This window comes from Pseudomonas sp. AKS31, from assembly GCF_023634765.1.
Classification (GTDB): domain Bacteria; phylum Pseudomonadota; class Gammaproteobacteria; order Pseudomonadales; family Pseudomonadaceae; genus Aquipseudomonas.
Map to the genome: position 1 here is coordinate 67710 of NZ_JAMLFX010000013.1, position 26436 is coordinate 94145.

Below are 26436 nucleotides of genomic sequence, written 5' to 3' on the forward strand. Positions count from 1 at the left end.
TCAAAAGATCGCAGCCTTCGGCAGCTCCTACATGGATCGCATTCCCCTGTAGGAGCTGCCGAAGGCTGCGATCTTCTGCTTTAAAGGGGGGCGGGTTCTTGTGCCGGTTTTGACTTGTCGATACCAGGCACATGCAAATTGCCCTCAGCCACTTGATCACCCTCAAGCTGCGGCTGGGTCACCCAGGTCAAAATGTCGTAGTAGCGACGGATGTTCGCCACAAAATGCACCGGCTCGCCGCCTCGGGCGTAGCCATAGCGGGTTTTGCTGTACCACTGTTTCTGCGACAGACGCGGCAAAATCTTCTTCACGTCCAGCCATTTGTCCGGATTCAACCCTTCCTTGGCCGTCAGTTTGCGCGCGTCATCCAGATGACCGCTGCCCACGTTATAGGCTGCCAAAGCAAACCAGGTGCGGTCCGGCTCCTTGATCGAATCGTCGAGCTGGTCCTTCATGTAAGCCAGGTACTTGGCGCCGCCCATGATGCTTTGCTTCGGATCGAGTCGGTTGGACACGCCCATCGCCTGCGCGGTGTTCTGGGTCAGCATCATCAGCCCGCGCACGCCGGTCTTCGACGTGACCGCTGGTTGCCACAGCGATTCCTGATAACCAATGGCCGCCAACAGGCGCCAGTCGACTTTCTCTTTCTTCGCGTAATTCTTGAAGTGCTGTTCGTATTTCGGCAGGCGCTGCTGCAAGTGCTGGGCGAAGGTGGTGGCGCCCATGTAGCCGAGGACGTCGACGTGCCCGTAATAACGATCCTTCAAGCGTTGCAGGGTGCCGTTCTTCTGCACCTTGTCCAGATACGCGTTGATCTCGTTGAGCAGGCTGTTGTCTTCGCCAGGGCCGACCGCCCAGCTCTGGCTGCGCGCATCGCCGAGGTCAAAAGCCACGCGGATGTTGGTGAAGTACACCTGGTTCATCGCCACTTCGTTGGAGTCGACCAGGGTCAGGTCGATCTGGCCTTCATCGACCATGCGCAGCAGGTCAACCACTTCAACCGCGTCGGACTCTTCGTATTCGATGCCGGGAAATTTCTTTTTCAGCTCCGCCAGTTGCTCGGCGTGGGTGCTGCCTTTAAGCACCATGATCTTCTTGCCGACCAGATCACCGGGATCGGTCGGCCGCGACTGGCCGTTGCGATAGATGATCTGCGGGGTGACTTCGAGGTAGGAATGCGAGAAACGCACCTGCTTTTTGCGTTGTTCACTGCTGACCAGACCGGCGGCAGCCAGCACCGGGCCATTCGGTTTGCCAATCTGGTCGAACAGGTCGTCGAGGTTGTCGGCGGTCTCGATCTTCAGCTCGACACCCAAATCGTCGGCGAAACGCTTCACCAGCTCGTATTCGAAGCCGGTTTCACCGCTGCGATCCTGAAAGTAGGTGGCGGGGCTGTTACGGGTAATCACCCGCAGCACACCATCCTCCTTTACGCGCTCGAGTGTGTTGGGTTTATCAACACAGCCACCGAGCATCAGGAAGAGTCCGGTTGCGATCAGCCATTTGGCGTACCGCGGACGCAAAGCCGTTGGGAAAAACATCTGCGCAGTATACGCAAACGGCCGCGGGCGCCATATCTCGACAGTGAGGGGGTTGTCTGCTAGCGATCACAAAACTGCACGAAACCCCGCAGGAACAGGGCCTGACGGCATTTTGTTACAGTAAAAATAAGCCTGCATCAGACAGCCGTTAAATCTGACTTCAAAGGCAGAAACACAGATTGATATCCGAGTGCAACCGTGCGTAGCGTTTCGGGTGATGTTGAGGGCGGTTTAGGCTAGAATGCACGGCCTCAAAGCACACCCCTTCCCGAGGCTGTCCCGAAGATGTTGATCCTGCGCGGCGCTCCTGCCCTTTCTGCCTTTCGCCACAGCAAACTCCTTGAGCAACTGAGCCAGAAGGTTCCAGCTGTCAGTGGCCTGTATGCTGAATTCGCTCACTTCGCCGAAGTCACCGGCGTCCTGACCGGCGACGAACAGCAGGTGCTTGCGCGCCTTCTGAAGTACGGCCCAAGCGTTCCGGTACAAGAGCCGACCGGCCGTCTGTTTCTGGTGTTGCCGCGTTTCGGCACCATCTCGCCATGGTCGAGCAAGGCCAGCGACATCGCCCGCAACTGCGGCCTGAGCAAGATCCAGCGCCTGGAGCGCGGTATCGCGTTCTACGTGGCCGGTCAGTTCAGCGACACCGAAGCCCAGCAGATTGCCGACGTGCTGCATGACCGCATGACCCAGATCGTCCTGGGCAATCTGGAACAGGCTGCCGGTCTGTTCAGCCACGCCGAGCCGAAGCCGCTGACCGCGATCGACATCCTCGGTGGTGGTCGCGCCGCGCTGGAAAAGGCCAACACCGAGCTGGGCCTGGCCCTGGCCGAAGACGAAATCGACTACCTGGTCAACGCCTTCAACGGCCTCAAGCGCAACCCGCACGACATCGAACTGATGATGTTCGCCCAGGCCAACTCCGAGCACTGCCGTCACAAGATCTTCAACGCCAGTTGGGATATTGACGGCGAGAGCCAGGAAAAAAGCCTGTTCGGCATGATCAAGAACACTTATCAGATGCACAGCGAAGGCGTGTTGTCCGCTTATAAGGACAACGCTTCGGTGATCGTCGGCAACGTCGCCGGCCGCTTCTTCCCGGATCCGGAAACCCGCCAGTACGGCGCGGTGCAGGAGCCGGTGCACATCCTGATGAAGGTTGAAACCCACAACCACCCGACCGCGATTGCCCCGTTCCCGGGCGCATCGACCGGTTCCGGTGGCGAGATCCGTGACGAAGGTGCAACCGGCCGTGGTGCCAAGCCAAAGGCCGGCCTGACCGGTTTCACCGTGTCGAACCTGCAGATTCCGGGCTTCGAACAACCGTGGGAAGTGCCGTACGGCAAGCCTGAGCGCATCGTCACCGCGCTGGACATCATGATCGAAGGCCCGCTGGGCGGCGCTGCGTTCAACAACGAATTCGGTCGTCCGGCCCTGACCGGCTACTTCCGTACCTTCGAACAGTCGATCACCACCCCGCACGGTGACGAAGTTCGCGGTTACCACAAGCCGATCATGCTCGCTGGCGGCATGGGCAACATCCGCGAAGAACACGTCAAGAAAGGCGAAATCGTCGTTGGCTCCAAGCTGATCGTGCTCGGCGGCCCGGCGATGCTCATCGGTCTGGGCGGCGGCGCGGCTTCCTCGATGGCCACCGGCACCAGCTCGGCGGATCTCGACTTCGCTTCCGTTCAGCGTGAAAACCCTGAAATGGAGCGTCGTTGCCAGGAAGTCATCGACCGTTGCTGGCAACTGGGTGACAAGAACCCGATCAGCTTCATCCACGACGTGGGCGCGGGCGGTCTGTCCAACGCCTTCCCGGAACTGGTCAACGACGGCGACCGCGGTGGCCGTTTCGAACTGCGCAACATTCCAAACGACGAGCCGGGCATGGCCCCGCACGAAATCTGGTCCAACGAATCCCAGGAACGTTACGTTCTGGCGGTCGGCCCGGCTGACTTCGAGCGTTTCCAGGCGATCTGTGAGCGTGAGCGCTGCCCGTTTGCCGTTGTTGGTGAAGCCACTGCCGAGCCGCAACTGACCGTGACCGACAGCCACTTCGGTAATAACCCGGTGGACATGCCGCTGGAAGTGTTGCTGGGCAAAGCCCCGCGCATGCACCGTTCGGTGGTTCGCGAAGCCGAGCTGGGCGATGACTTCGATCCGTCGAACCTCGACATCACCGAGTCCATCGAACGCGTTCTGCATCACCCGGCCGTGGCGAGCAAGAGCTTCCTGATCACCATCGGCGACCGCACCATCACCGGTCTCGTGGCCCGTGACCAAATGGTTGGCCCATGGCAGGTTCCGGTGGCCGACGTTGCCGTCACCGCCACCAGTTTCGACGTTTACACCGGTGAAGCGATGGCGATGGGCGAGCGGACTCCGCTGGCACTGCTCGACGCTCCGGCGTCGGGCCGCATGGCCATCGGCGAAACCCTGACCAACATTGCCGCATCGCGCATCAACAAGATCTCCGACATCAAACTGTCGGCGAACTGGATGTCCGCTGCCGGCCACCCGGGCGAAGACGCGCGTCTGTACGACACCGTGAAAGCGGTCGGTATGGAACTGTGCCCTGAGCTGGGCATCACCATTCCGGTGGGCAAGGACTCGATGTCCATGGCCACCCGCTGGAACGATAACGGCGAAGAAAAAACCGTGACCTCGCCGATGTCGCTGATCGTGACCGGTTTCGCGCCAGTGGCTGACATCCGTCAGACCCTGACCCCGGAACTGCGCATGGACAAGGGCACCACCGACCTGATCCTGATCGACCTCGGTCGCGGCCAGAACCGTATGGGCGCCTCGATCCTTGCACAGGTTCACGGCAAGCTCGGCAAACACGCGCCGGACGTCGATGACGCCGAAGACTTGAAAGCCTTCTTCGCGGTGATCCAGGGCCTCAACGCCGACGGTCACCTGCTGGCTTACCACGACCGTTCCGACGGTGGTCTGCTGACCTCCGTGGTGGAAATGGCCTTCGCCGGCCACTGCGGCCTGAGCCTGAACCTCGACAGCGTTGCCGAGTCCTCGGCAGAAATCGCTGCGATCCTGTTCAACGAAGAACTGGGTGCCGTCATCCAGGTTCGTCAGGACGCTACGCCAGACATCCTCGCGCAATTCAGCGCGGCCGGTCTGGGCGACTGCGTGTCGGTGATCGGTCAGCCGATCAACAATGGCCAGATCAACATCACCTTCAACGGTGACACCGTGTTCGAAGGCCAGCGCCGTCTGCTGCAACGTCAGTGGGCCGAGACCAGCTACCAGATCCAGCGTCTGCGCGACAACGCCGACTGCGCCGAGCAAGAGTTCGACGTGCTGCTGGAAGAAGACAACCCGGGCCTGAGCGTCAAACTCAGCTACGACGTCAACCATGACATCGCCGCGCCTTACATCAAGAAAGGCATCCGCCCACAGGTTGCCGTGCTGCGTGAGCAGGGCGTCAACGGTCAGGTGGAAATGGCCGCTGCGTTCGACCGCGCTGGTTTCAACGCGATCGACGTGCACATGAGCGACATTCTCGCCGGCCGTGTCGACCTGAACGAGTTCAAAGGTCTGGTGGCGTGCGGTGGTTTCTCCTACGGCGACGTACTTGGCGCCGGTGAAGGCTGGGCCAAATCGGCACTGTTCAACAGCCGCGCCCGTGATGCGTTCCAGGGTTTCTTCGAACGTAACGACAGCTTCACCCTCGGCGTGTGCAACGGTTGCCAGATGATGTCCAACCTGCACGAGCTGATCCCGGGCAGCGAGTTCTGGCCGCACTTCGTGCGCAACCGCTCCGAGCAGTTCGAAGCGCGTGTGGCGATGGTTCAGGTTCAGGAGTCGAACTCGATCTTCCTGCAGGGCATGGCCGGTTCGCGTATGCCGATCGCCATTGCTCACGGTGAAGGTCATGCCGAGTTCTCCAGCGAAGAAGCACTGCTGGAAGCCGATCTGTCCGGTTGCGTGGCGATGCGTTTCGTTGACAACCACGGCAAGGTCACCGAGAAGTATCCGGCCAACCCGAACGGTTCGCCGCGCGGGATTACCGGTCTCACCAGCCGTGATGGCCGTGTGACGATCATGATGCCGCACCCGGAGCGTGTGTTCCGCGCGGTGCAGAACTCGTGGCGTTCGGAAGACTGGAACGAAGACGCACCTTGGATGCGCATGTTCCGTAACGCGCGCGTCTGGGTGAACTAAGGCCTGTGTACAAGCTGGCGTTTTTTGTTCCTGACAGTCATGTCGAGGTGGTCAAAGGGGCTGTGTTCGCTGCGGGTGGTGGGCGGATCGGTGACTATGACCACTGTGCGTGGCAGGTGCTTGGGTCTGGCCAGTTTCGACCGTTGGACGGCAGTCAGCCGTTTATTGGTGAAGCGGGGCAGGTTGAGCGGGTTGAGGAATGGAAGGTTGAGCTTGTGGTGGCGGATGAGTTGATCGTGGCTGTTGTGGCTGCGCTGAAGCTCAGTCATCCGTACGAGACGCCGGCTTATGAGGTGTGGCGGCTGGAAGATTTCTGATCTTTCTTGCTGCTTAAACAGGAAACCCGCAGATGAGTGATTGTCTGCGGGTTTTTTGTTGCCTGCGATTTGGAGGGCGACTTCATTCCACTGTGGGAGCTGGCTTGCCAGCGATGGCGCCCTTATAGGCGACCATGCTCTGTTTGATTGAGTGAATATCCGTTTCTTCGGGTGCTGCCGCTGACGGTTTCGCTTTTACAGCGAGTCACTTTGGCAAACGCCCCAAAGTAACCAAAGGTCTGTGCCCCAACGTTCGGCCCGCTCGCTAAAGCTCGGGGTTCCTTCGCTCCGGGACTCATCCGGGCGCATCGCCTACGGTTTGCTTCGCTGCACCTCCTCTCGATGCATTTGGCTGCGCCAAACGGTCGCTGCGCTCCCACCCCCGGATAAATCCCTCCACTCAGCCTGCCGACGGGGCCGGTGGATCAAGATCAAGAGCTGCAGCCGAGCTAACGCTCATCCTGTTGAGTGGGGCGGCTTTGCCGCTTGGGTTGGACTCACATTCACGCTCTGGGGGGGGCGCCTGACAGTCGACCAATCTCCGAGGGTGTATTCGTTCCCCTGTAGGAGCTGCCGAAGGCTGCGATCTTTTGATTTTGATGTTGAAACGTCAAAGTCAAAAGATCGCAGCCTTCGGCAGCTCCTACAGGGGGATGTTTTGTGTTTAAGAGTGTGTGGAATTACCAGAACCTTCCCACAAGGTTTTCAGGTTGTCCGTCGGACGTCGGGTCTCTAGTCTTTGGTTGTCACCGCAAATCGGTGATCGGGTGTGAGAACCCGGTAAGAGGTTTTAATCAAACGTCAGTAGCACCATAATCGCCGCCAGCTCATTTGCTGCCGGTGATGCTCTATGGCGGCTGTGTGCGGGCGGACTTCGGTTCGGCCGGGTTGATCTCTTACCGGTTTCTCACTCCGCACATAGCTGCCACCTCTTCGTCGCGTGAGAAACGACCAGTGATGGCTTCAATCATTGATTAGAGATCATTGCAATGACTAAGCCCGTACCAGATCCACCTGAAACCAAAACCCCACTCGAAGAAGCCCTCCGCGCCGAAGACCAGGCCCGAAACCGCGAAGCCATCAAGCGCGCCCTCGACTTCTACCTGTGCCCCGAACCTGCAAAGCCCCGCCGACCAAGCACCATGTTTATGGTCTGCCCCCAGGTCGACACCGAAAGCCTGCTCGCCCATGCTTGCGAATCGTTAGCCTCGGCAAGTATCGCCGCCAGCAACTTCGCCAATGAGCTAAGCGGTTCGCAGCGCAGTACGGCGTTAGGTATCCAGCAAATCGTCATGTTCGCCGAACTGGCGGTAAACCGGGCGCTGGACCGCGTCGATCCACAATCCTGACGACCGCGTTATCGTTGATCGCCAGCAGGCTGGCTCCCACAGTTTGAAAAACATTCCCCTGTGGGAGCTGGCTTGCCAGCGATGAGGCCGATCCAGACAACCCATGTCTGGCAGAACGCACACAGTCCACACTGTGGGAGCTAGCCTGCTAGCGATGAGGCCAGTCCAAACACCAGACTTCTAAACCTTGGCACTGACCTCACTGCGATTGACCAGCGCCTCAAGTGCGCCCCTCAAACTCGCAGCCTTGTCACCCACCAGCAAATGCCAAACGCCACCGTCCAACTGGCTGACACCCTGGCAGCCCAATTCCTTCAACTGCGCCTCGGACAGTGCTTTGCCATCCGCCAGCAGCAAGCGAATTCGCGTCATCGCGATGCAATCCAGTTGCAGCACATTGCCGCCGCCACCCAGTGCATTCAGCCATTTCTGTGCCTCGGCGCCCGCGACCATCACTGCTTTTTGCTCTTCGACAACGGCTACAGATTCGGCAATAACAGCACGCCCCAGCGCCGGCATCGCCAGGCGAATTTCATCAGCAATGCTGTCGGCCAGCGGCCCGACCACTACCTGCAAACTCCCACCTTTACCCGGACGCACCACCGCCATCGCACCCAGCGCTTTCAGTTCGGCATCCGAGGCCTTGTTACGATCAACCATCTCCAGTCGCAATCGCGTGGTGCAAGCGCCAACAGTCAGCAGGTTTTCAGCGCCGCCCAATGCTTTGATGTAGGCACTGGCGCGCTCGTTTTCAGTCAGTACGGCTTTCTCACTGACAGCGACATCTTCTCGGCCGGGTGTCTTCAGGTTGAATCGACGGATGCAGAAATCAAACACGGCGTAATAGACGACTGCGTAAGCCAGGCCGACAGGAAACACCATCCAACCGTTAGTGGATTTGCCCCAGCCGAGAATCATGTCGATGAAGCCGCCAGAGAACGTAAAGCCCAAATGGATATTCAGCGCATTGGTGATCGCCATCGCCAGCCCGGTCAGCAGCGCGTGCAACAGAAACAGCAGCGGCGCCAAAAACATGAAGGCGAATTCGATCGGCTCGGTCACCCCGGTCAGGAACGAAGTCAGCGCCATCGACAGGAAGATCCCGCCCATGACCTTGCGCCGCTCTGGCAAAGCATTGCGATACATCGCCAGGCACGCCGCCGGCAGGCCGAAGATCATCATCGGGAACATGCCGGTCATGAACTGGCCGCCCTTCGGATCGCCAGCGAAGTAGCGCGACAGGTCACCCGTGACCAAGGCTCCGGTAGTCGGATCGGTGAAGTTGCCGAACACAAACCACGCCATGTTGTTGAGGATGTGGTGCAGGCCGGTGACGATCAGCAGGCGGTTGAACACGCCAAACACGAACGCGCCGATACTGCCGCTTTCCATCATCAGCGCGCCGAAGGCATTGATGCCATGCTGGATCGGCGGCCAGATATAACCGAACACCACGCCCAGACCGACCGCCGCGAACCCGGTGACAATCGGCACAAACCGTCGGCCACCAAAGAACGCCAGGTACTCCGGCAGCTTGATGTCCTTGAAGCGGTTGTACAGCGCGCCGGCCATCAGGCCGCTGACGATACCAGCGAGCATGCCCATGTTGATGGTCGAATCGAGCACCTTCAGCGTGGAAATCATCACCAGATAACCGATCACCCCGGCCAGACCGGCGGTGCCGTTATTGTCCTTGGCGAAACCGACGGCGATGCCGATGGCGAAGATCATCGCCAGGTTGGCGAAGATCACTTGCCCGGCATCGTGGATGATCGCGATGTTCAAAAGGTCGGTGTCACCCAGACGCAGCAGCAGACCGGCAATCGGCAGGATCGCGATCGGCAGCATCAGCGCGCGGCCGAGGCGTTGCAGTCCTTCGATGAAGAGTTGGTACATGGTGGTTCTCCCGGCTCTTTATAGAGAGCTTGTTGTTAGGGCAGCGGCCAATGCTGGTGGCAGGCGTGACGCACGGCGGCGGCGCTGCTCAGCTTGAGCAGGTCGCGACTCAGGCGCTGACATTCGGCTTCGTGCAGTTGACGCACGCGGTCCTTGATTTCACCGATCTGCACCGGGCTGACCGACAGTTCGCTCACGCCGAGGCCGATCAAGACGGGGGTGGCCAGCGGATCGGAGGCGAGGGCGCCGCAGACGCCGACCCAACGCTTGTGCACTGCCGCGCCTTCGCAGGTCATGGCGATCAGACGCAGCAGCGCCGGGTGCAAGGCGTCGACGCGGGCAGCCAGACCCGCATGATCGCGATCCATGGCCAAGGTATATTGGGAGAGATCGTTGGTGCCGATGGAGAGGAAGTCCGCGTGTTCGGCCAGTTGTTCGGCCTGCAATGCGGCGGCGGGGACTTCAATCATCACGCCGATTTCCGGGCGTTGGGTGATGTTCAGTTCCAGGCACAACGCATCGACGCGCTCACGAATGTGCAGCAGCTCGTCGACTTCGGTGACCATCGGCAACAGGATCCGGCAGCGGCGCAGAGGGCTGACTTGCAGCAAAGCACGCAGTTGCTGGTCGAGAATTTCCGGGCGCGCCTGAGCCAGACGAATGCCGCGCAGACCGAGCACCGGATTGGCTTCGGCGGGCAGCGGCAGGTAGTCGAGTTGCTTGTCGCCGCCGACGTCAATGGTGCGGATGATCACCGAGTGCTCGCCCATCGCATCCAGCACGCCTTGATAGGCTGCACGCTGTTCTTCGACATCCGGCGCGGTCTGACGATCAACGAACAAAAACTCGGTGCGCAGCAGACCGACGCCATCGGCGCCATTGGCAAAGGCATCTGCCGCTTCACCGCTGGAGGCGACATTGGCGACCACTTCGATGGTCACGCCATTGCGGGTTTCTGCTGGCAAGTGAGCCTTGGCTTGTTGCGCATCGCGACGTTGCTGGCGGTCGAATTGCGCCTGCTGAACCTCAGCCAGACGTTCGGCATTCGGCGTCAGTTCGAGGCGACCAGTGTCGGCATCGAGCACCACCGCTTGGCCTTGTAGCTGATCAAGCAAGGCAGAACCCAACGCCACGATGCACGGCAGACCTTTGCCGCGGGCGAGAATCGCCACATGAGAAGTCGCGCCACCCTCGGCCATGCACAACCCGGCAACGCCTTGCGCGCAGAGTTGCAGCAGATCCGATGGAGTCAGTTCGTGAGCCGCGACGATGGCACCGGCCGGCACGTCGTAATGCCAGGCTTCGCCGAGCAGAGCGCGCAATACCCGTTGTTTGAGGTCGCGCAGATCGTTGGCGCGTTCGGCCAGCAATGCGCTGCCGGTGTGTTGCAGCACTTCGCACTGCACGTCGATCGATTGACTCCATGCATGCGTCGCTGCAGCACCTTGCTCAATGGATTTCTGTGCAGCATCAAGCAGCGCCGGGTCTTCGAGCAGTGCCAGATGCGCGGCGAAGATCGCTTCTTCGTCGGCATTCCTGTGTTTTTTCGCTTGGGCGAGGGTGCCGTCGATTTCGTTGCGCACCTGAGTCAGCGCCGCGTCGAGCACCTGCTGCTGTTGCAACGGATCATGATTGCCTGCATCCGCCGGCAAACTGATTGCGTTCAAGCGAAACAGCGGCCCACCGACCAGCCCAGGCGCAGCGCACACACCGTGCAACACCCCAGCCTCTGCCGGACGTTTGCGTGGCGCAACACTGAGCGGCGCAGCGGCGTGATGATCATCCGGCAGCGCCGTGGCCAACGCGCTGAGCAACGCTTGCAACGCTGCTTCGGCATCCGGCCCCTGACAACTGACCTGCACTTCGTCCTGTTCGCCAACCGCGAGGCCCATCAAACCGATCAGGCTGTTGCACGGCGCCGATTTACCGGCGAAGTGCAGTTGCGACTGGCTCTTGAAACCTTGCGCAGTTTGCCGAATCAGCGCAGCCGGGCGGGCATGCAGACCGCCGCGATGGGCCACCTGCACATGGCCGTGAACCTCAGGCCCGCCGACAACTGCTGCATTCGCCGCCGAACCGTTGCGCGCAACAATGTGCAGCAACGGCTCGCCGACTTTCACTGCTTTGAGCGTAATCGGCCGCACCTGAAAATCCTGGCTGTTGGTCAGAATCAACAGGCTGACAAGGCTTTTGCATTGCTGGCCGACCTTGTCCAGGTCGTAGCGCAGCAACGGCTGGCCCTTGGTCACGCGGCCACCTTCCTTGACCAGCATCGAGAAGCCTTCGCCGTTCAACTCAACGGTGTCGAGGCCCAGGTGCAAAAGGATTTCTGCGCCGTTGTCAGCACGTACGGTGAGCGCGTGGCCGGTGCGGGCGACGTGAATGATCACCCCGGCGCACGGCGAATACAGTGTGTCGTTGATTGGGTCGATGGCAATGCCGTCACCCATCGCGCCGCTGGCGAACACCGCGTCCGGGACTTTGGCGAGCGTGAGCACCGGGCCGCTGAGCGGGGCGCTGAGGGTCAGCTCTTTATTGTTGTTGTGCATGGCTCGGTCTCATCAGTAATTTCGCTGATCCCTGTAGGAGCTGCCGAAGGCTGCGATCTTTTGATCTTGTTTTTTGTGAATCAAAATCAAAAGATCGCAGCCTTCGGCAGCTCCTACAGGTTTTCTTCAATTAATGCGTGCGGGTCACTTTGCTCAGGTGACGTGGCTGATCCGGGTCCATGCCACGGGCCACGGCCAGACCTGCGGCCATCACGTAGAAGCTCTGGATCGCCAGAATCGGATCAAGGGCCGGGTGCTCGGCGCGGGTCAGGGTCAGGTCGCGCTCGCTGACATCGTCCGGTGCAGCGAGTAATACGCGAGCACCGCGTTGGCGCATTTCCGCCGCGAGACTCAACAGACCTGCCTGCTCGGCGCCGCGTGGTGCGAAGACCAGCAGCGGGTAGTGTTCGTCGATCAGTGCCATCGGGCCGTGACGGACTTCGGCGCTGCTGAACGCTTCGGCCTGAATCGCCGAGGTTTCCTTGAATTTCAGCGCCGCCTCTTGGGCGATGGCAAACCCGGCACCCCTGCCGATGACCATCAAACGCTCGCAATCGCGCAGCGCTTCGATGGCCACGCTCCAGTCCTGTTTGGCGGCTTCGCGCAGGCCTTCCGGCAGGGCATTGCCAGCCTCGAGCAATTCGCTGTCCTCTTTCCAGTGCGCAATCAACCGGGCACTGGCGCTGAGGGTGGCGATAAAACTCTTGGTCGCGGCGACGCTGCTTTCAGTCCCGGCGAGCAGTGGCACGCTGAACTCACACGCGGCTTCCAATGGCGAATCGGCGGCGTTGACCATCGACACACTGAGCGCGCCTCGCTTGCGCAACAGGCGCAGGCTGTTGACCAGGTCCGGGCTCTGCCCCGATTGCGAAAAGGCGAACGCGACCTGACCGCTGACTTTCAACGGCGCCTGCTGCATGGTCACCACCGACATCGGCAACGACGCCACCGGCACACCCAATTGCTGCATGGTCAGGTAGGCGAAGTAGCTCGCCGCATGGTCGGAACTGCCGCGAGCCACAGTCATTGCCACTTGCGGTGGCTGACGGCGCAGGCGCCCGGCGATCTCGATCATTGCCGGGTCGAGTTGTTGCAGTTGGGCTTGCACGGCCTCGAACGAGGACAGCGCCTCCTCAAGCATTTTTGAAGTCAATGTCTTCTCCTTCGACCATGACGGCGGTCAGTGTGAGTGAGCGATCCAGCCGCACGCAGTCGGCCCAGGCCCCAGGTGCAAGGCGCCCGCGTTCAGTAATGCCGAGATAGTCGGCGGGGAATTGCGAAAGACGTTGCGAGGCCTCGCTGATCGGCAAACCGATCTTCACCAGGTTGCGCAGGGCCTGATCCATGGTCAGCGTGCTGCCGGCCAACGTGCCGTCCGGCAGGCGTACGCCGCCCAGGCATTTGGTCACGGTGTGGCTGCCGAGCTTGTATTCGCCATCGGGCATGCCGGCAGCGGCGGTCGAATCGGTGACGCAATACAGGCAAGGGATCGAGCGCAGGGCCACGCGGATCGCGCCGGGATGCACGTGCAGCAAATCCGGGATCAGCTCGGCGAATTTGGCGTGGGCCAGCGCGGCGCCGACGATGCCCGGCTCGCGGTGATGCAGCGGGCTCATGGCGTTATAGAGATGGGTGAAACTGGTCGCGCCGGCATCGAGGGCGGCAACGCCTTCCTCGTAACTGCCGAGGGTGTGGCCGATCTGCATGCGGATGCCACGGCTGCTCAGCTCACGGATCAAACCGTCGTGGCCGGCGATTTCCGGGGCGATGGTGATCACCCGGATCGGCGCCAGTGCCAGATATTCTTCGACTTCGGCCATCAACGCGGTGTGGGCGAAGTTCGGTTGCGCGCCGAGTTTTCCCGGGTTGATGTACGGGCCTTCGAGGTGTACGCCGAGGACCCGCGCAGCACCTTGCGGACGCTGTTCGCAGAATTCTCCGACTTCCTTCAGCACGCTGGAGATCTCGGCGCTCGGCGCGGTCATGGTGGTGGCCAGCAGCGAGGTGGTGCCGAAACGCACGTGGGTTCTGGTGATGGTTTCGAAAGCGCTGGCGCCTTCCATGATGTCTTTACCACCGCCGCCGTGGACGTGCAGGTCAATGAAACCCGGGAGCAGATACGGCAGGTCATTGTCGGCCGGATCGCAGGGTACGCCTTCGATCGACACGACTTTGCCGTGTTCGTGGATCAGCCGGCCGCGAATCCAGCCGCTGGCGGTAAGGATGTTGTCTTCGGACATTTTGGTTCTCGCTTGTGGCCGCGCTTATCGACGCAGCTCTTTATCTACGAAGCTCTGCAACAAAGTCGTAGTAGTCGTTGCGGCAATAGGTGTCGGTGACTTCGATCGGCGTGTTGTCTTCGAGGTAGCCGACCCGGGTCATCAGCAGCATCGCGGTGCCGGGGGCGATGCCGACCAGCGCGGCGAACTCGTCCGAGGCGTTGATCGCCTGGATGTGCTGCAGGGCGCGGACGATCGGTTTGCCGATGCCGTCGAGGTATTCGTAGAGCGAATCACCGACCAATTGCGGCTTGGGCATGATCGAGGCGGGCAGGGTGCTCATTTCGATGGCCATGACCGTGTCATCGGCTTTGCGCAGACGCTTCATGCGCGCGACCTTGTCGTTCGGCGACAGGCTGAGGCGGATCAGTTCTTCGTGGGTCGGCAGGGTGATTTCCCGCTCCAGCCATTGCGAGCTGGGTACGAAACCCTTGAGGCGGAGCATTTCGCTGAAACCCGAAAGGCGTGACAGCGGTTGTTCGAGGCGTGGTGTGATGAAGGTGCCGGAACCTTGCAAACGACGGATCAGGCCTTGATCGAGCAGGACTTCCAGGGCCTTGCGCGCAGTCACCCGGGAGATGCCCAGTTGCTCGCTGAGGTTGCGTTCCGAAGGCATTGCCTGTTCGGACTTCCACTGCCCGGCATGAATCGCCGCTTCCAGATTGCGCGCCAGCTGCAAGTACAGCGGCGTCGGCTGGGAGTCGTCCGGGCGTAGGGTATGGAGGTCGTTCATGTAGGGCATTTCCGTCGCGAGTATAGGATTGTTGTTGCTCGCTTGTGGGGCGGAAATTAATACCACTTGAATACCATGTCAACGCGATGAAACAGCGCCATGTCTAATGAATTGGCGGTATTCAGGGGGTGTGGTTTCAAGTGGTATTAGTGGTGGGCTAGGAAAAGCAAAAGATCGCAGCCTGCGGCAGCTCCTACAGTTGAGAGTGGTATCACCCTTGTAGGAGCTGCCGCAGGCTGCGATCTTTTTGATTTATTTTTTAATGCCGACCAATGGTCGTGAGGAAGTTAAGGGCGGATCTCGACCATCGTGCCGTCCGGCACCAGGTTCCACACTTCGCGCATGTCGACGTTACGCATGGCGACGCAGCCGTCAGTCCAGTCGAGGGTGTGGAACAGGTCTTCCGGGGTTTCTTCCGAGTCCGGCGTGCCGTGGATCATGATCATCCCGCCGGGCTCGACGCCTTCACGCCGGGCGCGGGCCGAATCGCTGATGTTCGGGTAGGAAATGTGCATCGACAGATTGAATTTGTCGCTGGTCTTGCGCCAGTCGATCCAATAGAAACCTTCCGGCGTGCGCTTGTCGCCCTCTATCAGTTTCGGGCCTTTCTTCGCGCCTTTGCCCAAGGAAATGCGATAGGTCTTAAACGGCTTGCCGTCGGCGATCAACTGCAGTTGATGAGCCGCTTTGAGCACCAGGACTTTCTCGATGAGCGGGGTATTCGACGGCGTCACGGTGGTCACGAATGACGCTTGGGAGACGGTAACGAACGACAGGCAAAACAGGGCAAGCAACCAGCGCATTGAAACGATTCCCCAAGGAGTGACGCAAATAACCAACATTTTATATGTATGTGTACATGTAGGAGCTGCCGAAGGCTGCGATCTTTTTGTCGGCCATCACGCCAATGTCTTGATTAAATAATCACCGGCTGCGCCAACGGCGGAATCGATTCCGACCGAACCCGATACGCCTCGATACGTCGATCAGCGAAGAAGCATTCTAAGGTACGCCCCACCGTGCGGAAAGCCAGCTCGTCCCAGGGAATGTCGGCTTCGTCGAATAGTTGTACTTCGAGGCTCTCGGGGCCGGCGGCGAAGTCTAGGTCCACCAGCTCGGCGCGGAAGAACACGTGCACCTGACTGATGTGCGGCACGTCGATCAGCGTGTAGATGCTCAGGTTGCGCACCCGGGCGCAGGCTTCTTCGGCGGTTTCGCGTACGGCGGCCTGCTCGATGGTTTCGCCGTTCTCCATGAAACCGGCGGGCAAGGTCCAATAACCGAGACGCGGCTCGATGGCGCGGCGGCAGAGCAACACTTTTGTTCCCCAGGTCGGTACGCAACCGGCAACGATATTGGGGTTTTGATAGTGAATGGTCTGACAGCGGTCACAGACAAATCGCAGCCGCGAATCGCCTTCGGGAATGCGCTGGGTGACCGGGTTACCGCAGTGGCTGCAAAATTTCATGCTGGGCTTCCTGAATGCTGCGCCTATCTTGGCGTGCAGCGGTGCCGGTCGGCAAGTTGTCGTTTCGCGACACGACGGGTTTCGGGGGCTTGGGCGCTCGCAACGATTGGTGCATGATGCAGAGTAAGGCACAGATCGAGAACACTCATGCTGGACGAGCTACTGCATAGGGTTAGCAACCACACACCGCGCACGCTGGAGACCGATAAACGTTTCCCCGAGGCCGCCGTTCTGGTGCCGATCACCCGCAGTGACGAGCCGGAACTGGTCCTGACCTTGCGCGCCAGCGGGCTCTCGACCCATGGCGGCGAAGTCGCTTTCCCAGGTGGTCGGCGTGATCCGGAAGATCCGGACCTGATCTTCACCGCGCTGCGCGAAGCCGAAGAAGAGATCGGCCTGCCGCCGGGACTGGTCGAAGTCATCGGCCCGCTCAGTCCGCTGATCTCCCTGCACGGCATCAAGGTCACGCCGTATGTTGGCGTCATCCCCGACTTTGTCGAGTATCTGGCCAACGATGCCGAGATTGCCGCGGTGTTCACTGTTCCACTGGAATTCTTCCGCAAAGACCCTCGTGAACATACGCACCGCATCGACTATCAGGGCCGCAGCTGGTACGTACCGAGTTATCGATTTGGTGAATATAAGATCTGGGGGCTGACGGCGATCATGATCGTCGAGTTGATCAATCTGCTCTATGACGCCAAGATCAGTCTGCACCAACCGCCGAAAACCTTTCTTGATACTTGAAAGCATCATTACCTGAGCCATCGGCAGAGTGGCCATTCACCGTGAGCCCTGAGGAAAACAAGATGAAATACCGCTTGGGCGACGCCCGTGTCGAGACCCACCCACAGAGCTGGGTCGCGCCCAATGCCGTGCTGGTGGGCAAGGTCAAACTGGAAGAGGGCGCCAATGTCTGGTTCAACGCCGTGTTGCGCGGCGACAACGAACTGATCCTGATCGGCAAGAACAGCAACGTCCAGGACGGCACGGTGATGCACACCGACATGGGCTATCCGCTGACCATCGGTACCGGCGTGACCATCGGCCACAACGCCATGCTCCACGGCTGCACCGTTGGCGACTACAGCCTGATCGGCATCAACGCGGTGATTCTCAACGGCGCGAAGATCGGCAAGAACTGCATCATCGGCGCCAACTCGTTGATTGGTGAAGGCAAGGAAATTCCCGACGGTTCGCTGGTGATGGGCTCGCCTGGCAAAGTTGTGCGCGAGTTGACCGAGGCGCAGAAGAAGATGCTTGAGGCCAGCGCCGCACACTATGTGCATAACTCGCAGCGTTATGCCCGTGATCTGGTTGAGCAAGAAGAATGAGCGCAGCCGAAAGACCCGTCGCTTCGCCGTGCGTGAATATCTGTGCGCTGGATGAGGCTGACATTTGTACTGGCTGCCAGCGTACGGTCGCGGAGATCACCCGCTGGGGGCGCATGACCAATGACGAGCGCCGCGTGGTGCTGGGGTTGTGTCATGAGCGGGCGAAGGCGAGTGGGTTGGTGTGGATGATCCCTTCGAAATCGTGATCGGCTTGAGGGGGCCCTCACCCTAACCCTCTCCCAGGGGGAGAGGGGACTGACCGAGGTGCCTTTCGCTATACGCCGACCTGAGCTATTGAGTCGAACTCAGGTTTGAAAAGCCCCCGATCGGCTCCCTTTCCCCCTCGCCTGAAGGAAAGTGATTGTTCGAGCTGCACCGAACTGCGTTATCGAGTCGAACTCGGGAGTCGATTCAACGAAGATCTGCTCCCTTTCCCCCTCGCCCCCTTGGGGGAGAGGGCTGGGGTGAGGGGGTAGCTCTTGATTTGCCGGTCAAGTAACCTGTGCGCCAATCTGCCAGGTCGCCTCCATGATTTTCCTCATCGCCTACATCAGCAGCGTTGTGCTGATCAACTTCGCCTTCTCCACCGCGCCACACCTGGACATCATCTGGTCGGCCTGGGGCGGCTTGGTGTTCGTGTTGCGCGACATGGTGCAAACCCGTTTCGGCCACGGCGCGCTGGTGGCGATGCTGGCGGCGCTGGTGTTGTCTTATGTCACCTCCGATCCGTCCATCGCGCTGGCCAGCGCCACGGCGTTCGCGGTGTCCGAGATCATCGACTGGCTGGTGTTCAGCATCACCAAGCGGCCGTTGCGCGACCGCTTGTGGATCAGTTCGGCGCTGAGCATTCCCCTTGATACCTTCATTTTCTTCGGCATGATCGACCTGCTGACGCCGCCGGTGATCATCACCGCACTGGCTTCGAAATTCGCCGGCGTCACTGCCGTCTGGCTGATCATGGCCTGGCGCGAGCGTAAACAGGCCGTCGCCGGCTGAAGCCAAACCCTCAGGTTCATGTAAAATGCCGCGCTTTCTCCCCATGGAAAGCGCGTCTGGCGTTGCTTTCCTCGATGATCCGCTTCTTTGAGGACCTGAGATGACCCGTATCGGAACTCCATTGTCGCCGACCGCGACCCGCGTATTGCTGTGTGGCTGTGGTGAGTTGGGCAAGGAAGTGGTGATCGAGCTGCAACGCCTGGGCGTTGAAGTGATTGCCGTCGACCGTTACGCCAACGCGCCGGCCATGCAGGTCGCGCACCGCAGCCACGTGATCAACATGCTCGACGGCGCCGCTCTGCGTGCCGTGATCGAAGCCGAGAAGCCGCACTTCATCGTGCCGGAAATCGAAGCCATCGCCACCGCCACCCTGGTCGAACTGGAAGCCGAAGGCTTCACCGTGATCCCGACCGCGCGCGCGGCGCAACTGACCATGAACCGCGAAGGCATCCGTCGTCTCGCCGCTGAAGAACTGGACCTGCCGACCTCGCCGTACCACTTTGCCGACACCTTCGAGGACTACAGCAAAGCCGTTCAGGACCTGGGCTTTCCATGCGTCGTTAAACCTGTAATGAGTTCGTCGGGCAAAGGCCAGAGCCTGCTGCGCAGCGCCGATGACGTACAGAAGGCCTGGGATTACGCGCAAGAGGGCGGTCGTGCCGGCAAAGGCCGGGTGATCATCGAGGGCTTCATCGATTTCGACTACGAGATCACTCTGCTGACCGTGCGCCATATCGGTGGCACCACGTTCTGCGCGCCGGTCGGTCACCGTCAGGAGAAGGGCGACTATCAGGAATCCTGGCAGCCGCAGGCCATGAGCCCGATTGCCCTGGCTGAATCCGAGCGTGTTGCCAAAGCGGTAACCGAAGCGCTGGGTGGCCGTGGTCTGTTCGGCGTTGAATTGTTCATCAAAGGTGATCAGGTGTGGTTCAGCGAAGTCTCGCCGCGTCCGCATGACACCGGTCTGGTGACCTTGATTTCGCAGGACCTGTCGCAGTTTGCGCTGCACGCACGCGCCATTCTCGGCCTGCCGGTGCCGCTGATCCGTCAGTTCGGCCCTTCGGCTTCGGCGGTGATTCTGGTGGAAGGGCAGTCGACCCAGACTGCCTTCGCCAACCTCGGCGCCGCGCTGAGCGAGCCGGATACGGCGCTGCGTCTGTTCGGCAAGCCAGAGGTCAATGGTCAGCGTCGCATGGGCGTGGCCTTGGCGCGGGATGAGTCGATCGAGGCTGCGCGAGCCAAGGCGACCCGCGCTGCTCAGGCTGTTGTGGTAGAGCTGTAAACCGAGGCGCGTCTATCGCGGGCAAGCCCGCTCCCACAGGTTTTTTGGTTGTGCACAAAATGTGCGATCAACGGAGAACCCTGTGGGAGCGGGCTTGCCCGCGATAGCGATCTGTCAGGCAACCTGATTCAGATCGTTGCCACGCGTTTCCTTCAGGCACAGCACCGCTATCAGGCTAAGCACTGCCGCCGCCGATACATACCCGCCGACATAACTCAAACCACCCATCGCCACCAGTTTCTGTGCAAAGAACGGCGCCGCCGAGGCCCCGACGATCCCGCCCAGGTTATACGCCGCCGAAGCGCCGGTATAACGCACATGGGTCGGAAACAGCTCAGGCAACAGCGCGCCCATCGGTGCAAACGTCACGCCCATCAAGAACAGCTCGATGCACAGAAACAGCGCTACGCCCCAGGTCGAACCCTGAGTCAGCAATGGCTCCATCAGAAATCCAGACAAAATTGCCAGCACGCCACCGATGATCAGCACCGGTTTGCGCCCGTAACGGTCGCTGGCCCAGGCTGACAAAGGCGTCGCGGCGGCCATGAACAGCACGGCAAAACACAGCAGTCCAAGGAACGTTTCGCGGCTATAGCCCAGTGTGGAAACTCCGTAACTCAGGGAGAACACCGTCGAGATATAGAACAGCGCATAGCAAACCACCATCGCCGCCGCGCCCAGCAATGTCGGCGCCCAGTACTGACTGAACAGCTCGACCAGCGGCACTTTCACCCGTTCCTGACGGGCGATGGCATTGGCGAACACCGGGGTTTCATGGAGTTTCAGGCGCACATACAGGCCGACCATCACCAACGCCGCGCTGAGCAGAAACGGAATCCGCCAGCCCCAGCTGCGGAACTGCTCGTCAGTGAGCGTCATGGCCAGGGTCAGGAACAAACCGTTCGCTGCCAGAAAACCAATCGAAGGCCCGAGCTGGGGAAACATGCCAAACCACGCGCGTTTGCCCTTCGGCGCATTTTCCGTGGCGAGCAATGCGGCACCGCCCCATTCGCCGCCCAGTCCCAGACCCTGACCGAAGCGCAGCACGCACAACAGAATCGGCGCCCAGGCCCCGATACTGTCGTAGCCCGGCAGAACGCCGATCAGCGTGGTGCACACGCCCATCAACAGCAAGGATGCGACCAGCGTCGATTTGCGCCCGATGCGGTCACCGAAATGGCCGAACAACGCCGAACCCAGCGGACGGGCCAGAAAGGCGATACCAAAAGTAAGAAACGCCGAGAGCATTTGCGCGGTGCCGGAGGTCTGCGGAAAGAACACCGGCCCGATCACCAGCGCGGCGGCGGTGGCGTAAACGTAGAAATCGTAGAACTCGATCGCGGTGCCGATAAAGCTCGCCGTGGCCACGCGGGTGGCGGAGTTGGTCGGCTGGGCAGGCGCGGTGGCGCTGTAAGCGGTAGTGGTCGTCATGCGGTGATCCCTGACAGTCATGAGCTCCATTGGAGCGAATTATTATGGTCGAGCACCCAGGGATGTGGGATGAGGCGCGGTCGCTGTTTCAGGTAGGAACAGTGGCCGGAGTACAGCGAAAATAGCCGAAACCGGTCTAGTGCGGGGTAAGCACGCGGTCTGGCGGGAGCTTGGGTAAGCTGATTCGATTATAGGAAGGGGGCTAACGAATGAACAAGAGCAAAAGATCGTCCGAGTGCGGCTCGAGCCTTGGGCAGCTCCTGCATTTGGAATGCGTTCCCCTGTAGGAGCTGCCGAAGGCTGCGATCTTTTGATCTGTTATCTGGCAGGCACCAAAGCAGGTGCAGAAGAGGTATGCCAGATCAACACCTTGCTCACCCGGTTCTCCTCGGTCTCGAGTATCTCCAGGCGATAACGTCCGATCTTCAAGCAAACCGCGCTCTCGGGAATCGTCTCCAACGCCTCAGTCACCAGACCATTCAGCGTCTTCGGCCCGTCGCTCGGCAAATGCCAGCCCAGGCATTTGTTCAGCTCACGGATCGATGCCGTGCCGTCGATCACCATCCGCCCATCCGGCTGCGGATGAATATGCGGGTTGTCGAGGCTGTGCTCGCTTTCAAACTCGCCGACGATTTCTTCGAGAATATCTTCCAGTGTGACGATGCCGAGCACTTCGCCGTACTCATCCACGACCATGCCCAGGCGCCGCTGCTGCTTGTGGAAATTCAGCAACTGCAGTTGCAGTGGCGTGCTTTCCGGCACGAAATACGGTTCGTAACTGGCGGCCAGCAGCGCTTCGCGAGTCAGATCACCGTTGTTCAGCAGATGCCGGATCTGGCGGGTATTGAGTACCGCTTCAACCTGATTGATGTCGCTATGGAACATCGGCAGGCGCGTGCGCTTGTTATGCCGCAGTTGTTCGATGATTTCTTCGATCGAGTCGTCGAGGTTGATACCGTCGACGTCACTGCGCGGCACCAGGATGTCGTTGACCGTGATGTTGTCCAGTGCATGAATGCCCGAAACCGGGTGTGCCCGGACCGGATGTTCTGGATCGTCATAACGGTCGGCAGGCGAGTCATCTTCGCTTTGCTGCACGACCTGAACCTTGCGCGCAAACGGGGTCATCAGCAAACCGCTGGTACGGCTGAAAAGCCACGCCAGCGGATAAACAATCTTCAGCGGCACGGCCAGCAAGGTATTGCCAAACGCCAGCACCGCATCGGGGTAGCGCTGGGCAACCGTGCGCGGGAAGTAATCGGCAAACACCAGCAGGACGGCGCCGGCACCGAGGCACGCAGCCCAAGGGCCGTTTTCTTCGCAGAGGAAAATCGCCAGCAGCGTCGCAATTACCACGGCCAGCGCGCGGCACAGGGTATTGCAGAGGATCAGGCTGTCGAGCGGGAAGCTCAGCTTCGCCAGCGGTTTATCGCTGGCGCGTGAGGCTGTGCGTTGTGCGAGCAGGTGCTGTTGTGCGATTTCGACGGCGGTAAACATCCCTGACCATAAAATCAGCAGGACAAACACCGCAAGCATCGGCCCTAGGGGCAAACCGTCCATTTATGCCGCCCGTCAGATGTGCAGGATGTATTCGCGAACCAGTTTGCTGCCGAAGTACGCCAACATCAGCAGGCAGAAACCGGCGAGGGTCCAGCGAATCGCCTTGTGACCGCGCCAGCCGAGACGATTGCGGCCCCACAACAGCACGCTGAAGACGATCCAGGCCAGGCACGCCAGCAGGGTTTTGTGCACCAGATGCTGGGCGAACAGGTTCTCGACGAACAGCCAGCCGGAGATCAGCGACAGCGACAGCAGCGTCCAGCCGGCCCAGAGAAAGCCGAACAGCAGGCTTTCCATGGTTTGCAGTGGCGGGAAATTCTTGATCAGCCCGGACGGGTGCTTGTGTTTGAGTTGGTGGTCTTGCACCAGCAGCAACAAGGCCTGGAACACCGCGATGGTGAACATGCCGTAGGCGAGGATCGACAACAGAATGTGCGCGAGGATGCCCGGCTCTTCGTCGATGATCTGCACGGTGCCGGTCGGCGCGAACTGCGCCAGCAGCACGGTGATCGCGCCCAGCGGAAATAGCAGCACCAGCAGGTTTTCCACCGGGATTCGCGAGCAGGCAATCAGTGTCAGCGCGATCACTGCCGCAGCAATCAGGCTCGAGGCGCTGAAGAAGTCCAGGCCCAGGCCGATCGGGGTCAGTAGATGAGTGAGCAGGCTAGCGCTGTGGGCCACGACGGCTAGGACGCCGAGGCTAACCAACAGGCGCTTGTTCGCCTTGGCGCCAGTGGCCAGTCGAGTGCTCTGATACAGGGTCGCAGCGGCATACAGAAGGGCGGCGGCGAGGGTGGTCAATAAACTGGGTGACAAGGGGAGCATAAATCCTGTTAGGCAGGCCCGAAAGACGCTGAGTTTGGCATAGAACCGCCATGGCACGAAAGACTCAGGAAGCTGACAGCGAGGTGTCCGCCGGCCGCAGTCTTCGCTATAATCCGCGACCTGCCCACGCCGCAGGCTCGCCGAGCACATGTTGATTCCGGTCTGGGCCGCCATTATCCCGGTCTACACAGGGCCTGAAAGGATCGCGCAATGTTTGAAAACTTAACCGACCGTCTCTCGCAGACGCTGCGCCATGTCACCGGCAAGGCGAAGCTGACCGAGGACAACATCAAAGACACCCTGCGTGAAGTGCGCATGGCGTTGCTCGAAGCCGACGTCGCCCTGCCGGTGGTCAAGGACTTCGTCAATTCGGTCAAGGAGCGCGCTGTCGGCACCGAGGTGTCGCGCAGCCTGACGCCGGGCCAGGCGTTCGTGAAGATCGTCCAGGCCGAACTCGAAAGCCTGATGGGCGCCGCCAACGAAGATTTAAACCTGAGCGCTGTGCCGCCTGCCGTGATTCTGATGGCTGGTCTGCAAGGTGCGGGTAAAACCACCACCGCTGGCAAACTGGCGCGCTTCCTTAAGGAGCGCAAGAAGAAGTCGGTCATGGTCGTATCGGCGGACGTTTACCGTCCTGCGGCGATCAAGCAGCTGGAAACCCTGGCCAGCGACATCGGCGTGACGTTCTTCCCGTCCGACCTGAGCCAGAAGCCGGTCGACATCGCCACCGCGGCTATTAAAGAAGCCAAACTGAAATTCATCGACGTGGTCATCGTCGACACCGCCGGTCGTCTGCACATCGACGAAGAGATGATGGGCGAGATCAAGGCGCTGCACGCCGCGATCAACCCGGTCGAAACCCTGTTCGTGGTCGACGCCATGACCGGTCAGGACGCCGCCAACACGGCCAAGGCCTTCGGTGATGCCCTGCCGCTGACCGGTGTGATTCTGACCAAGGTCGACGGCGACGCCCGTGGCGGTGCCGCCCTGTCGGTGCGTGCAATCACCGGCAAGCCGATCAAGTTCATCGGTATGGGCGAGAAGAGCGAAGCGCTCGACCCGTTCCACCCTGAGCGTATCGCTTCGCGGATCCTCGGCATGGGCGACGTGCTCAGTCTGATCGAACAGGCCGAAGCGACCCTCGACAAGGACAAGGCCGACAAACTGGCCAAGAAGTTGAAGAAAGGCAAGGGCTTCGACCTCGAAGACTTCCGCGATCAGCTGCAACAAATGAAGAACATGGGCGGCCTCGGCGGGCTCATGGACAAACTGCCGAGCATCGGTGGCGTCAACCTGTCGCAGATGGGCAATGCCCAGAACGCCGCAGAGAAGCAATTCAAGCAGATGGAAGCCATCATCAATTCCATGACCCCGGCCGAGCGCCGTGACCCTGAGCTGATCAGCGGTTCGCGCAAGCGTCGGATCGCCATGGGTTCCGGTACTCAGGTGCAGGACATCGGTCGCTTGATCAAGCAGCACAAGCAGATGCAGAAGATGATGAAGAAATTCTCCGCCAAGGGCGGAATGGCGAAAATGATGCGCGGCATGGGCGGTATGTTGCCCGGCGGCGGCATGCCGAAAATGTAAGGTGTCCCGTCTCACCCATTCTGCTCGCCAAAAGTGAGCGAAACGGGTGAGACAAAACACCAAGACTTCGCCGGTCGTCGCACCGGCGCAGACCCTGCAAGGACGCAGGATCAACAGCAAACCCGCACTCGGCGGGAGCTGACTGGCCGTTTTCATCGACGGCTCTATATGCAAATCCGCACGGCATGCCATAGGCGCCGGAAAAAGTCATTTGCAAAAGTCCGGATATTCCTTAGAATATGCGGCCTTTCGGGCACCCATGCCCGCTGTGCATTTAGATTTGCAGCACCGACTACAGGAACGATGTTCACATGCTAACAATCCGTCTTGCCCTTGGCGGCTCCAAAAAGCGCCCGTTTTACCACCTGACCGTAACCGACTCGCGTAACCCGCGTGACGGCTCCCACAAAGAACAGGTTGGTTTCTTCAACCCTGTTGCCCGTGGTCAGGAAGTTCGTCTGTCCGTGAACCAAGAGCGCGTAGCCTACTGGCTGAGCGTTGGTGCACAGCCTTCTGAGCGCGTTGCTCAGTTGTTGAAGGAATCTGCCAAGGCTGCGGCCTGAGCAATATGAACGCGACGCCTGCTGTTGCCGATGATTTGATCGTTATTGGCAAAATTTATTCTGTTCATGGCGTTCGCGGCGAAGTGAAGGTTTATTCCTTTACTGATCCGACTGAAAACCTGTTGCAGTACAAAACCTGGACGCTCAAGCGCGAAGGCAATGTGAAACAGGTCGAGCTGGTCAGTGGACGCGGGAGCGACAAGTTCCTGGTCGCAAAGCTCAAGGGTCTTGATGATCGTGAAGAAGCTCGTCTTCTGGCCGGTTACGAGATCTGCGTGCCGCGCAATCTGTTCGCTGAATTGACCGAAGGCGAGTACTACTGGTACCAGCTGGAAGGTCTGAAGGTCATCGACACCCTTGGGCAATTGCTCGGGAAAATCGATCATCTTCTGGAAACCGGCGCCAATGATGTAATGGTCGTCAAGCCTTGCGCTGGCAGCCTGGATGATCGCGAACGCCTGTTGCCCTATACGGAGCAATGCGTGTTGGCCGTCGACCTGGCCGCGGGCGAGATGAAGGTGGATTGGGACGCGGACTTCTAAAC

At 60.1% G+C, this 26436-nt stretch carries 22 protein-coding genes; 11 read left to right on the forward strand and 11 right to left on the reverse strand.

Annotation, left to right across the window (positions count from 1 at the left end; all coding sequences use genetic code 11):
- Positions 1-80: 80 nt before the first annotated feature.
- The gene (mltF, locus tag M9827_RS23580) at positions 81-1541 is read right to left on the reverse strand and encodes a membrane-bound lytic murein transglycosylase MltF (RefSeq protein ID WP_250607400.1); all 1461 of its coding nucleotides are present in this window, start codon (positions 1539-1541) and stop codon (positions 81-83) included.
- Between the two features lie 285 nt (positions 1542-1826).
- On the opposite strand from mltF, the gene purL reads away from it, so the two are divergent.
- From purL to M9827_RS23595, 3 genes are all read left to right on the forward strand, one after another.
- On the forward strand, positions 1827-5723 hold the full coding sequence (gene purL, locus M9827_RS23585; RefSeq protein WP_250607401.1) for a phosphoribosylformylglycinamidine synthase: 3897 nt from the start codon (positions 1827-1829) through the stop codon (positions 5721-5723).
- Positions 5724-5728: 5 nt separating this feature from the next.
- Positions 5729-6040, forward strand: coding sequence for a YqfO family protein (locus M9827_RS23590; RefSeq protein ID WP_095050948.1), 312 nt, complete (start codon positions 5729-5731; stop codon positions 6038-6040).
- Between the two features lie 989 nt (positions 6041-7029).
- Entirely contained in the window at positions 7030-7389 is a 360-nt protein-coding gene (locus M9827_RS23595) for a DUF6124 family protein (protein ID WP_250607403.1), read from the forward strand.
- Between the two features lie 180 nt (positions 7390-7569).
- Here the strand turns inward: M9827_RS23595 and nagE are convergent, their stop codons facing one another.
- The 7 genes from nagE to M9827_RS23630 form a co-directional block, all read right to left on the reverse strand.
- The gene (gene nagE / locus M9827_RS23600; RefSeq protein WP_250607405.1) at positions 7570-9285 is read right to left on the reverse strand and encodes an N-acetylglucosamine-specific PTS transporter subunit IIBC; all 1716 of its coding nucleotides are present in this window, start codon (positions 9283-9285) and stop codon (positions 7570-7572) included.
- 35 nt (positions 9286-9320) lie between these two features.
- Positions 9321-11834: a phosphoenolpyruvate--protein phosphotransferase gene (gene ptsP, locus M9827_RS23605; RefSeq protein ID WP_250607407.1), complete on the reverse strand. Its 2514-nt coding sequence runs from the start codon at positions 11832-11834 to the stop codon at positions 9321-9323.
- A 130-nt stretch (positions 11835-11964) separates the two neighbouring features.
- Complete coding sequence (locus M9827_RS23610; protein ID WP_250607409.1) at positions 11965-12987, reverse strand: SIS domain-containing protein; 1023 nt, start codon at positions 12985-12987, stop codon at positions 11965-11967.
- Positions 12968-14074, reverse strand: coding sequence for an N-acetylglucosamine-6-phosphate deacetylase (gene nagA / locus M9827_RS23615; protein WP_250607411.1), 1107 nt, complete (start codon positions 14072-14074; stop codon positions 12968-12970). Before nagA ends, M9827_RS23610 begins: the two co-directional genes overlap by 20 nt.
- A 40-nt stretch (positions 14075-14114) precedes the next feature.
- The gene (locus M9827_RS23620; RefSeq protein WP_093436861.1) at positions 14115-14846 is read right to left on the reverse strand and encodes a GntR family transcriptional regulator; all 732 of its coding nucleotides are present in this window, start codon (positions 14844-14846) and stop codon (positions 14115-14117) included.
- A gap of 287 nt (positions 14847-15133) precedes the next feature.
- The gene (locus M9827_RS23625; protein WP_123451918.1) at positions 15134-15649 is read right to left on the reverse strand and encodes a L,D-transpeptidase family protein; all 516 of its coding nucleotides are present in this window, start codon (positions 15647-15649) and stop codon (positions 15134-15136) included.
- A 113-nt stretch (positions 15650-15762) separates the two neighbouring features.
- Positions 15763-16314: an NUDIX hydrolase gene (locus M9827_RS23630; protein WP_250607413.1), complete on the reverse strand. Its 552-nt coding sequence runs from the start codon at positions 16312-16314 to the stop codon at positions 15763-15765.
- Positions 16315-16461: 147 nt separating this feature from the next.
- Here M9827_RS23630 and M9827_RS23635 point away from each other — a divergent pair, with 147 nt between their 5' ends.
- From M9827_RS23635 to purT, 5 genes are all read left to right on the forward strand, one after another.
- Positions 16462-17061 carry a CoA pyrophosphatase gene (locus M9827_RS23635; protein ID WP_250607415.1) on the forward strand — a complete coding sequence of 200 codons (600 nt, stop codon included), beginning with the start codon at positions 16462-16464 and terminating at the stop codon, positions 17059-17061.
- Positions 17062-17123: 62 nt separating this feature from the next.
- Positions 17124-17648, forward strand: coding sequence for a gamma carbonic anhydrase family protein (locus M9827_RS23640; protein ID WP_095138284.1), 525 nt, complete (start codon positions 17124-17126; stop codon positions 17646-17648).
- Positions 17645-17854 carry a DUF1289 domain-containing protein gene (locus M9827_RS23645; RefSeq protein WP_250607417.1) on the forward strand — a complete coding sequence of 70 codons (210 nt, stop codon included), beginning with the start codon at positions 17645-17647 and terminating at the stop codon, positions 17852-17854. Before M9827_RS23640 ends, M9827_RS23645 begins: the two co-directional genes overlap by 4 nt.
- A 322-nt stretch (positions 17855-18176) precedes the next feature.
- Entirely contained in the window at positions 18177-18644 is a 468-nt protein-coding gene (locus tag M9827_RS23650) for a VUT family protein (protein WP_095050338.1), read from the forward strand.
- A 100-nt stretch (positions 18645-18744) separates the two neighbouring features.
- Positions 18745-19926, forward strand: a complete 1182-nt coding sequence (gene purT / locus M9827_RS23655) for a formate-dependent phosphoribosylglycinamide formyltransferase (RefSeq protein WP_003221968.1) — start codon at positions 18745-18747, stop codon at positions 19924-19926.
- Positions 19927-20040: 114 nt separating this feature from the next.
- On the opposite strand, the gene M9827_RS23660 is transcribed toward purT, so the two are convergent.
- The 3 genes from M9827_RS23660 to M9827_RS23670 all read right to left on the reverse strand — a co-directional run bounded on the left by M9827_RS23660 (position 20041) and on the right by M9827_RS23670 (position 23742).
- On the reverse strand, positions 20041-21357 hold the full coding sequence (locus M9827_RS23660; RefSeq protein WP_250607419.1) for an MFS transporter: 1317 nt from the start codon (positions 21355-21357) through the stop codon (positions 20041-20043).
- A 318-nt stretch (positions 21358-21675) separates the two neighbouring features.
- Entirely contained in the window at positions 21676-22917 is a 1242-nt protein-coding gene (locus M9827_RS23665; protein ID WP_250607421.1) for a transporter associated domain-containing protein, read from the reverse strand.
- A 12-nt stretch (positions 22918-22929) separates the two neighbouring features.
- On the reverse strand, positions 22930-23742 hold the full coding sequence (locus tag M9827_RS23670) for a cytochrome C assembly family protein (RefSeq protein WP_250607423.1): 813 nt from the start codon (positions 23740-23742) through the stop codon (positions 22930-22932).
- A 210-nt stretch (positions 23743-23952) separates the two neighbouring features.
- Here M9827_RS23670 and ffh point away from each other — a divergent pair, with 210 nt between their 5' ends.
- The 3 genes from ffh (at position 23953) to rimM (ending at position 26434) form a co-directional block, all read left to right on the forward strand.
- Positions 23953-25329, forward strand: a complete 1377-nt coding sequence (ffh, locus tag M9827_RS23675) for a signal recognition particle protein (protein ID WP_093436823.1) — start codon at positions 23953-23955, stop codon at positions 25327-25329.
- Positions 25330-25640: 311 nt separating this feature from the next.
- The gene (gene rpsP, locus M9827_RS23680) at positions 25641-25892 is read left to right on the forward strand and encodes a 30S ribosomal protein S16 (RefSeq protein WP_003198088.1); all 252 of its coding nucleotides are present in this window, start codon (positions 25641-25643) and stop codon (positions 25890-25892) included.
- A gap of 5 nt (positions 25893-25897) precedes the next feature.
- Entirely contained in the window at positions 25898-26434 is a 537-nt protein-coding gene (gene rimM / locus M9827_RS23685) for a ribosome maturation factor RimM (RefSeq protein WP_085688896.1), read from the forward strand.
- Positions 26435-26436: the final 2 nt, after the last annotated feature.

What these genes read in the sequence shown, in the direction of transcription:
- M9827_RS23630 (WP_250607413.1), bottom strand. Translation starts at nt 16,314, where the DNA reads ATGAAATTTTGCAGCCACTGCGGTAACCCGGTCACCCAGCGCATTCCC.
- M9827_RS23660 (WP_250607419.1), bottom strand. Translation starts at nt 21,357, where the DNA reads ATGACGACCACTACCGCTTACAGCGCCACCGCGCCTGCCCAGCCGACC.
- M9827_RS23640 (WP_095138284.1), top strand. Translation starts at nt 17,124, where the DNA reads ATGAAATACCGCTTGGGCGACGCCCGTGTCGAGACCCACCCACAGAGC.
- M9827_RS23650 (WP_095050338.1), top strand. Translation starts at nt 18,177, where the DNA reads ATGATTTTCCTCATCGCCTACATCAGCAGCGTTGTGCTGATCAACTTC.
- ptsP (WP_250607407.1), bottom strand. Translation starts at nt 11,834, where the DNA reads ATGCACAACAACAATAAAGAGCTGACCCTCAGCGCCCCGCTCAGCGGC.
- rimM (WP_085688896.1), top strand. Translation starts at nt 25,898, where the DNA reads ATGAACGCGACGCCTGCTGTTGCCGATGATTTGATCGTTATTGGCAAA.
- rpsP (WP_003198088.1), top strand. Translation starts at nt 25,641, where the DNA reads ATGCTAACAATCCGTCTTGCCCTTGGCGGCTCCAAAAAGCGCCCGTTT.
- nagA (WP_250607411.1), bottom strand. Translation starts at nt 14,074, where the DNA reads ATGTCCGAAGACAACATCCTTACCGCCAGCGGCTGGATTCGCGGCCGG.
- nagE (WP_250607405.1), bottom strand. Translation starts at nt 9,285, where the DNA reads ATGTACCAACTCTTCATCGAAGGACTGCAACGCCTCGGCCGCGCGCTG.
- ffh (WP_093436823.1), top strand. Translation starts at nt 23,953, where the DNA reads ATGTTTGAAAACTTAACCGACCGTCTCTCGCAGACGCTGCGCCATGTC.
- M9827_RS23670 (WP_250607423.1), bottom strand. Translation starts at nt 23,742, where the DNA reads ATGCTCCCCTTGTCACCCAGTTTATTGACCACCCTCGCCGCCGCCCTT.
- mltF (WP_250607400.1), bottom strand. Translation starts at nt 1,541, where the DNA reads ATGTTTTTCCCAACGGCTTTGCGTCCGCGGTACGCCAAATGGCTGATC.
- M9827_RS23595 (WP_250607403.1), top strand. Translation starts at nt 7,030, where the DNA reads ATGACTAAGCCCGTACCAGATCCACCTGAAACCAAAACCCCACTCGAA.
- M9827_RS23625 (WP_123451918.1), bottom strand. Translation starts at nt 15,649, where the DNA reads ATGCGCTGGTTGCTTGCCCTGTTTTGCCTGTCGTTCGTTACCGTCTCC.
- M9827_RS23620 (WP_093436861.1), bottom strand. Translation starts at nt 14,846, where the DNA reads ATGAACGACCTCCATACCCTACGCCCGGACGACTCCCAGCCGACGCCG.
- M9827_RS23645 (WP_250607417.1), top strand. Translation starts at nt 17,645, where the DNA reads ATGAGCGCAGCCGAAAGACCCGTCGCTTCGCCGTGCGTGAATATCTGT.
- purL (WP_250607401.1), top strand. Translation starts at nt 1,827, where the DNA reads ATGTTGATCCTGCGCGGCGCTCCTGCCCTTTCTGCCTTTCGCCACAGC.
- M9827_RS23665 (WP_250607421.1), bottom strand. Translation starts at nt 22,917, where the DNA reads ATGGACGGTTTGCCCCTAGGGCCGATGCTTGCGGTGTTTGTCCTGCTG.
- M9827_RS23635 (WP_250607415.1), top strand. Translation starts at nt 16,462, where the DNA reads ATGCTGGACGAGCTACTGCATAGGGTTAGCAACCACACACCGCGCACG.
- purT (WP_003221968.1), top strand. Translation starts at nt 18,745, where the DNA reads ATGACCCGTATCGGAACTCCATTGTCGCCGACCGCGACCCGCGTATTG.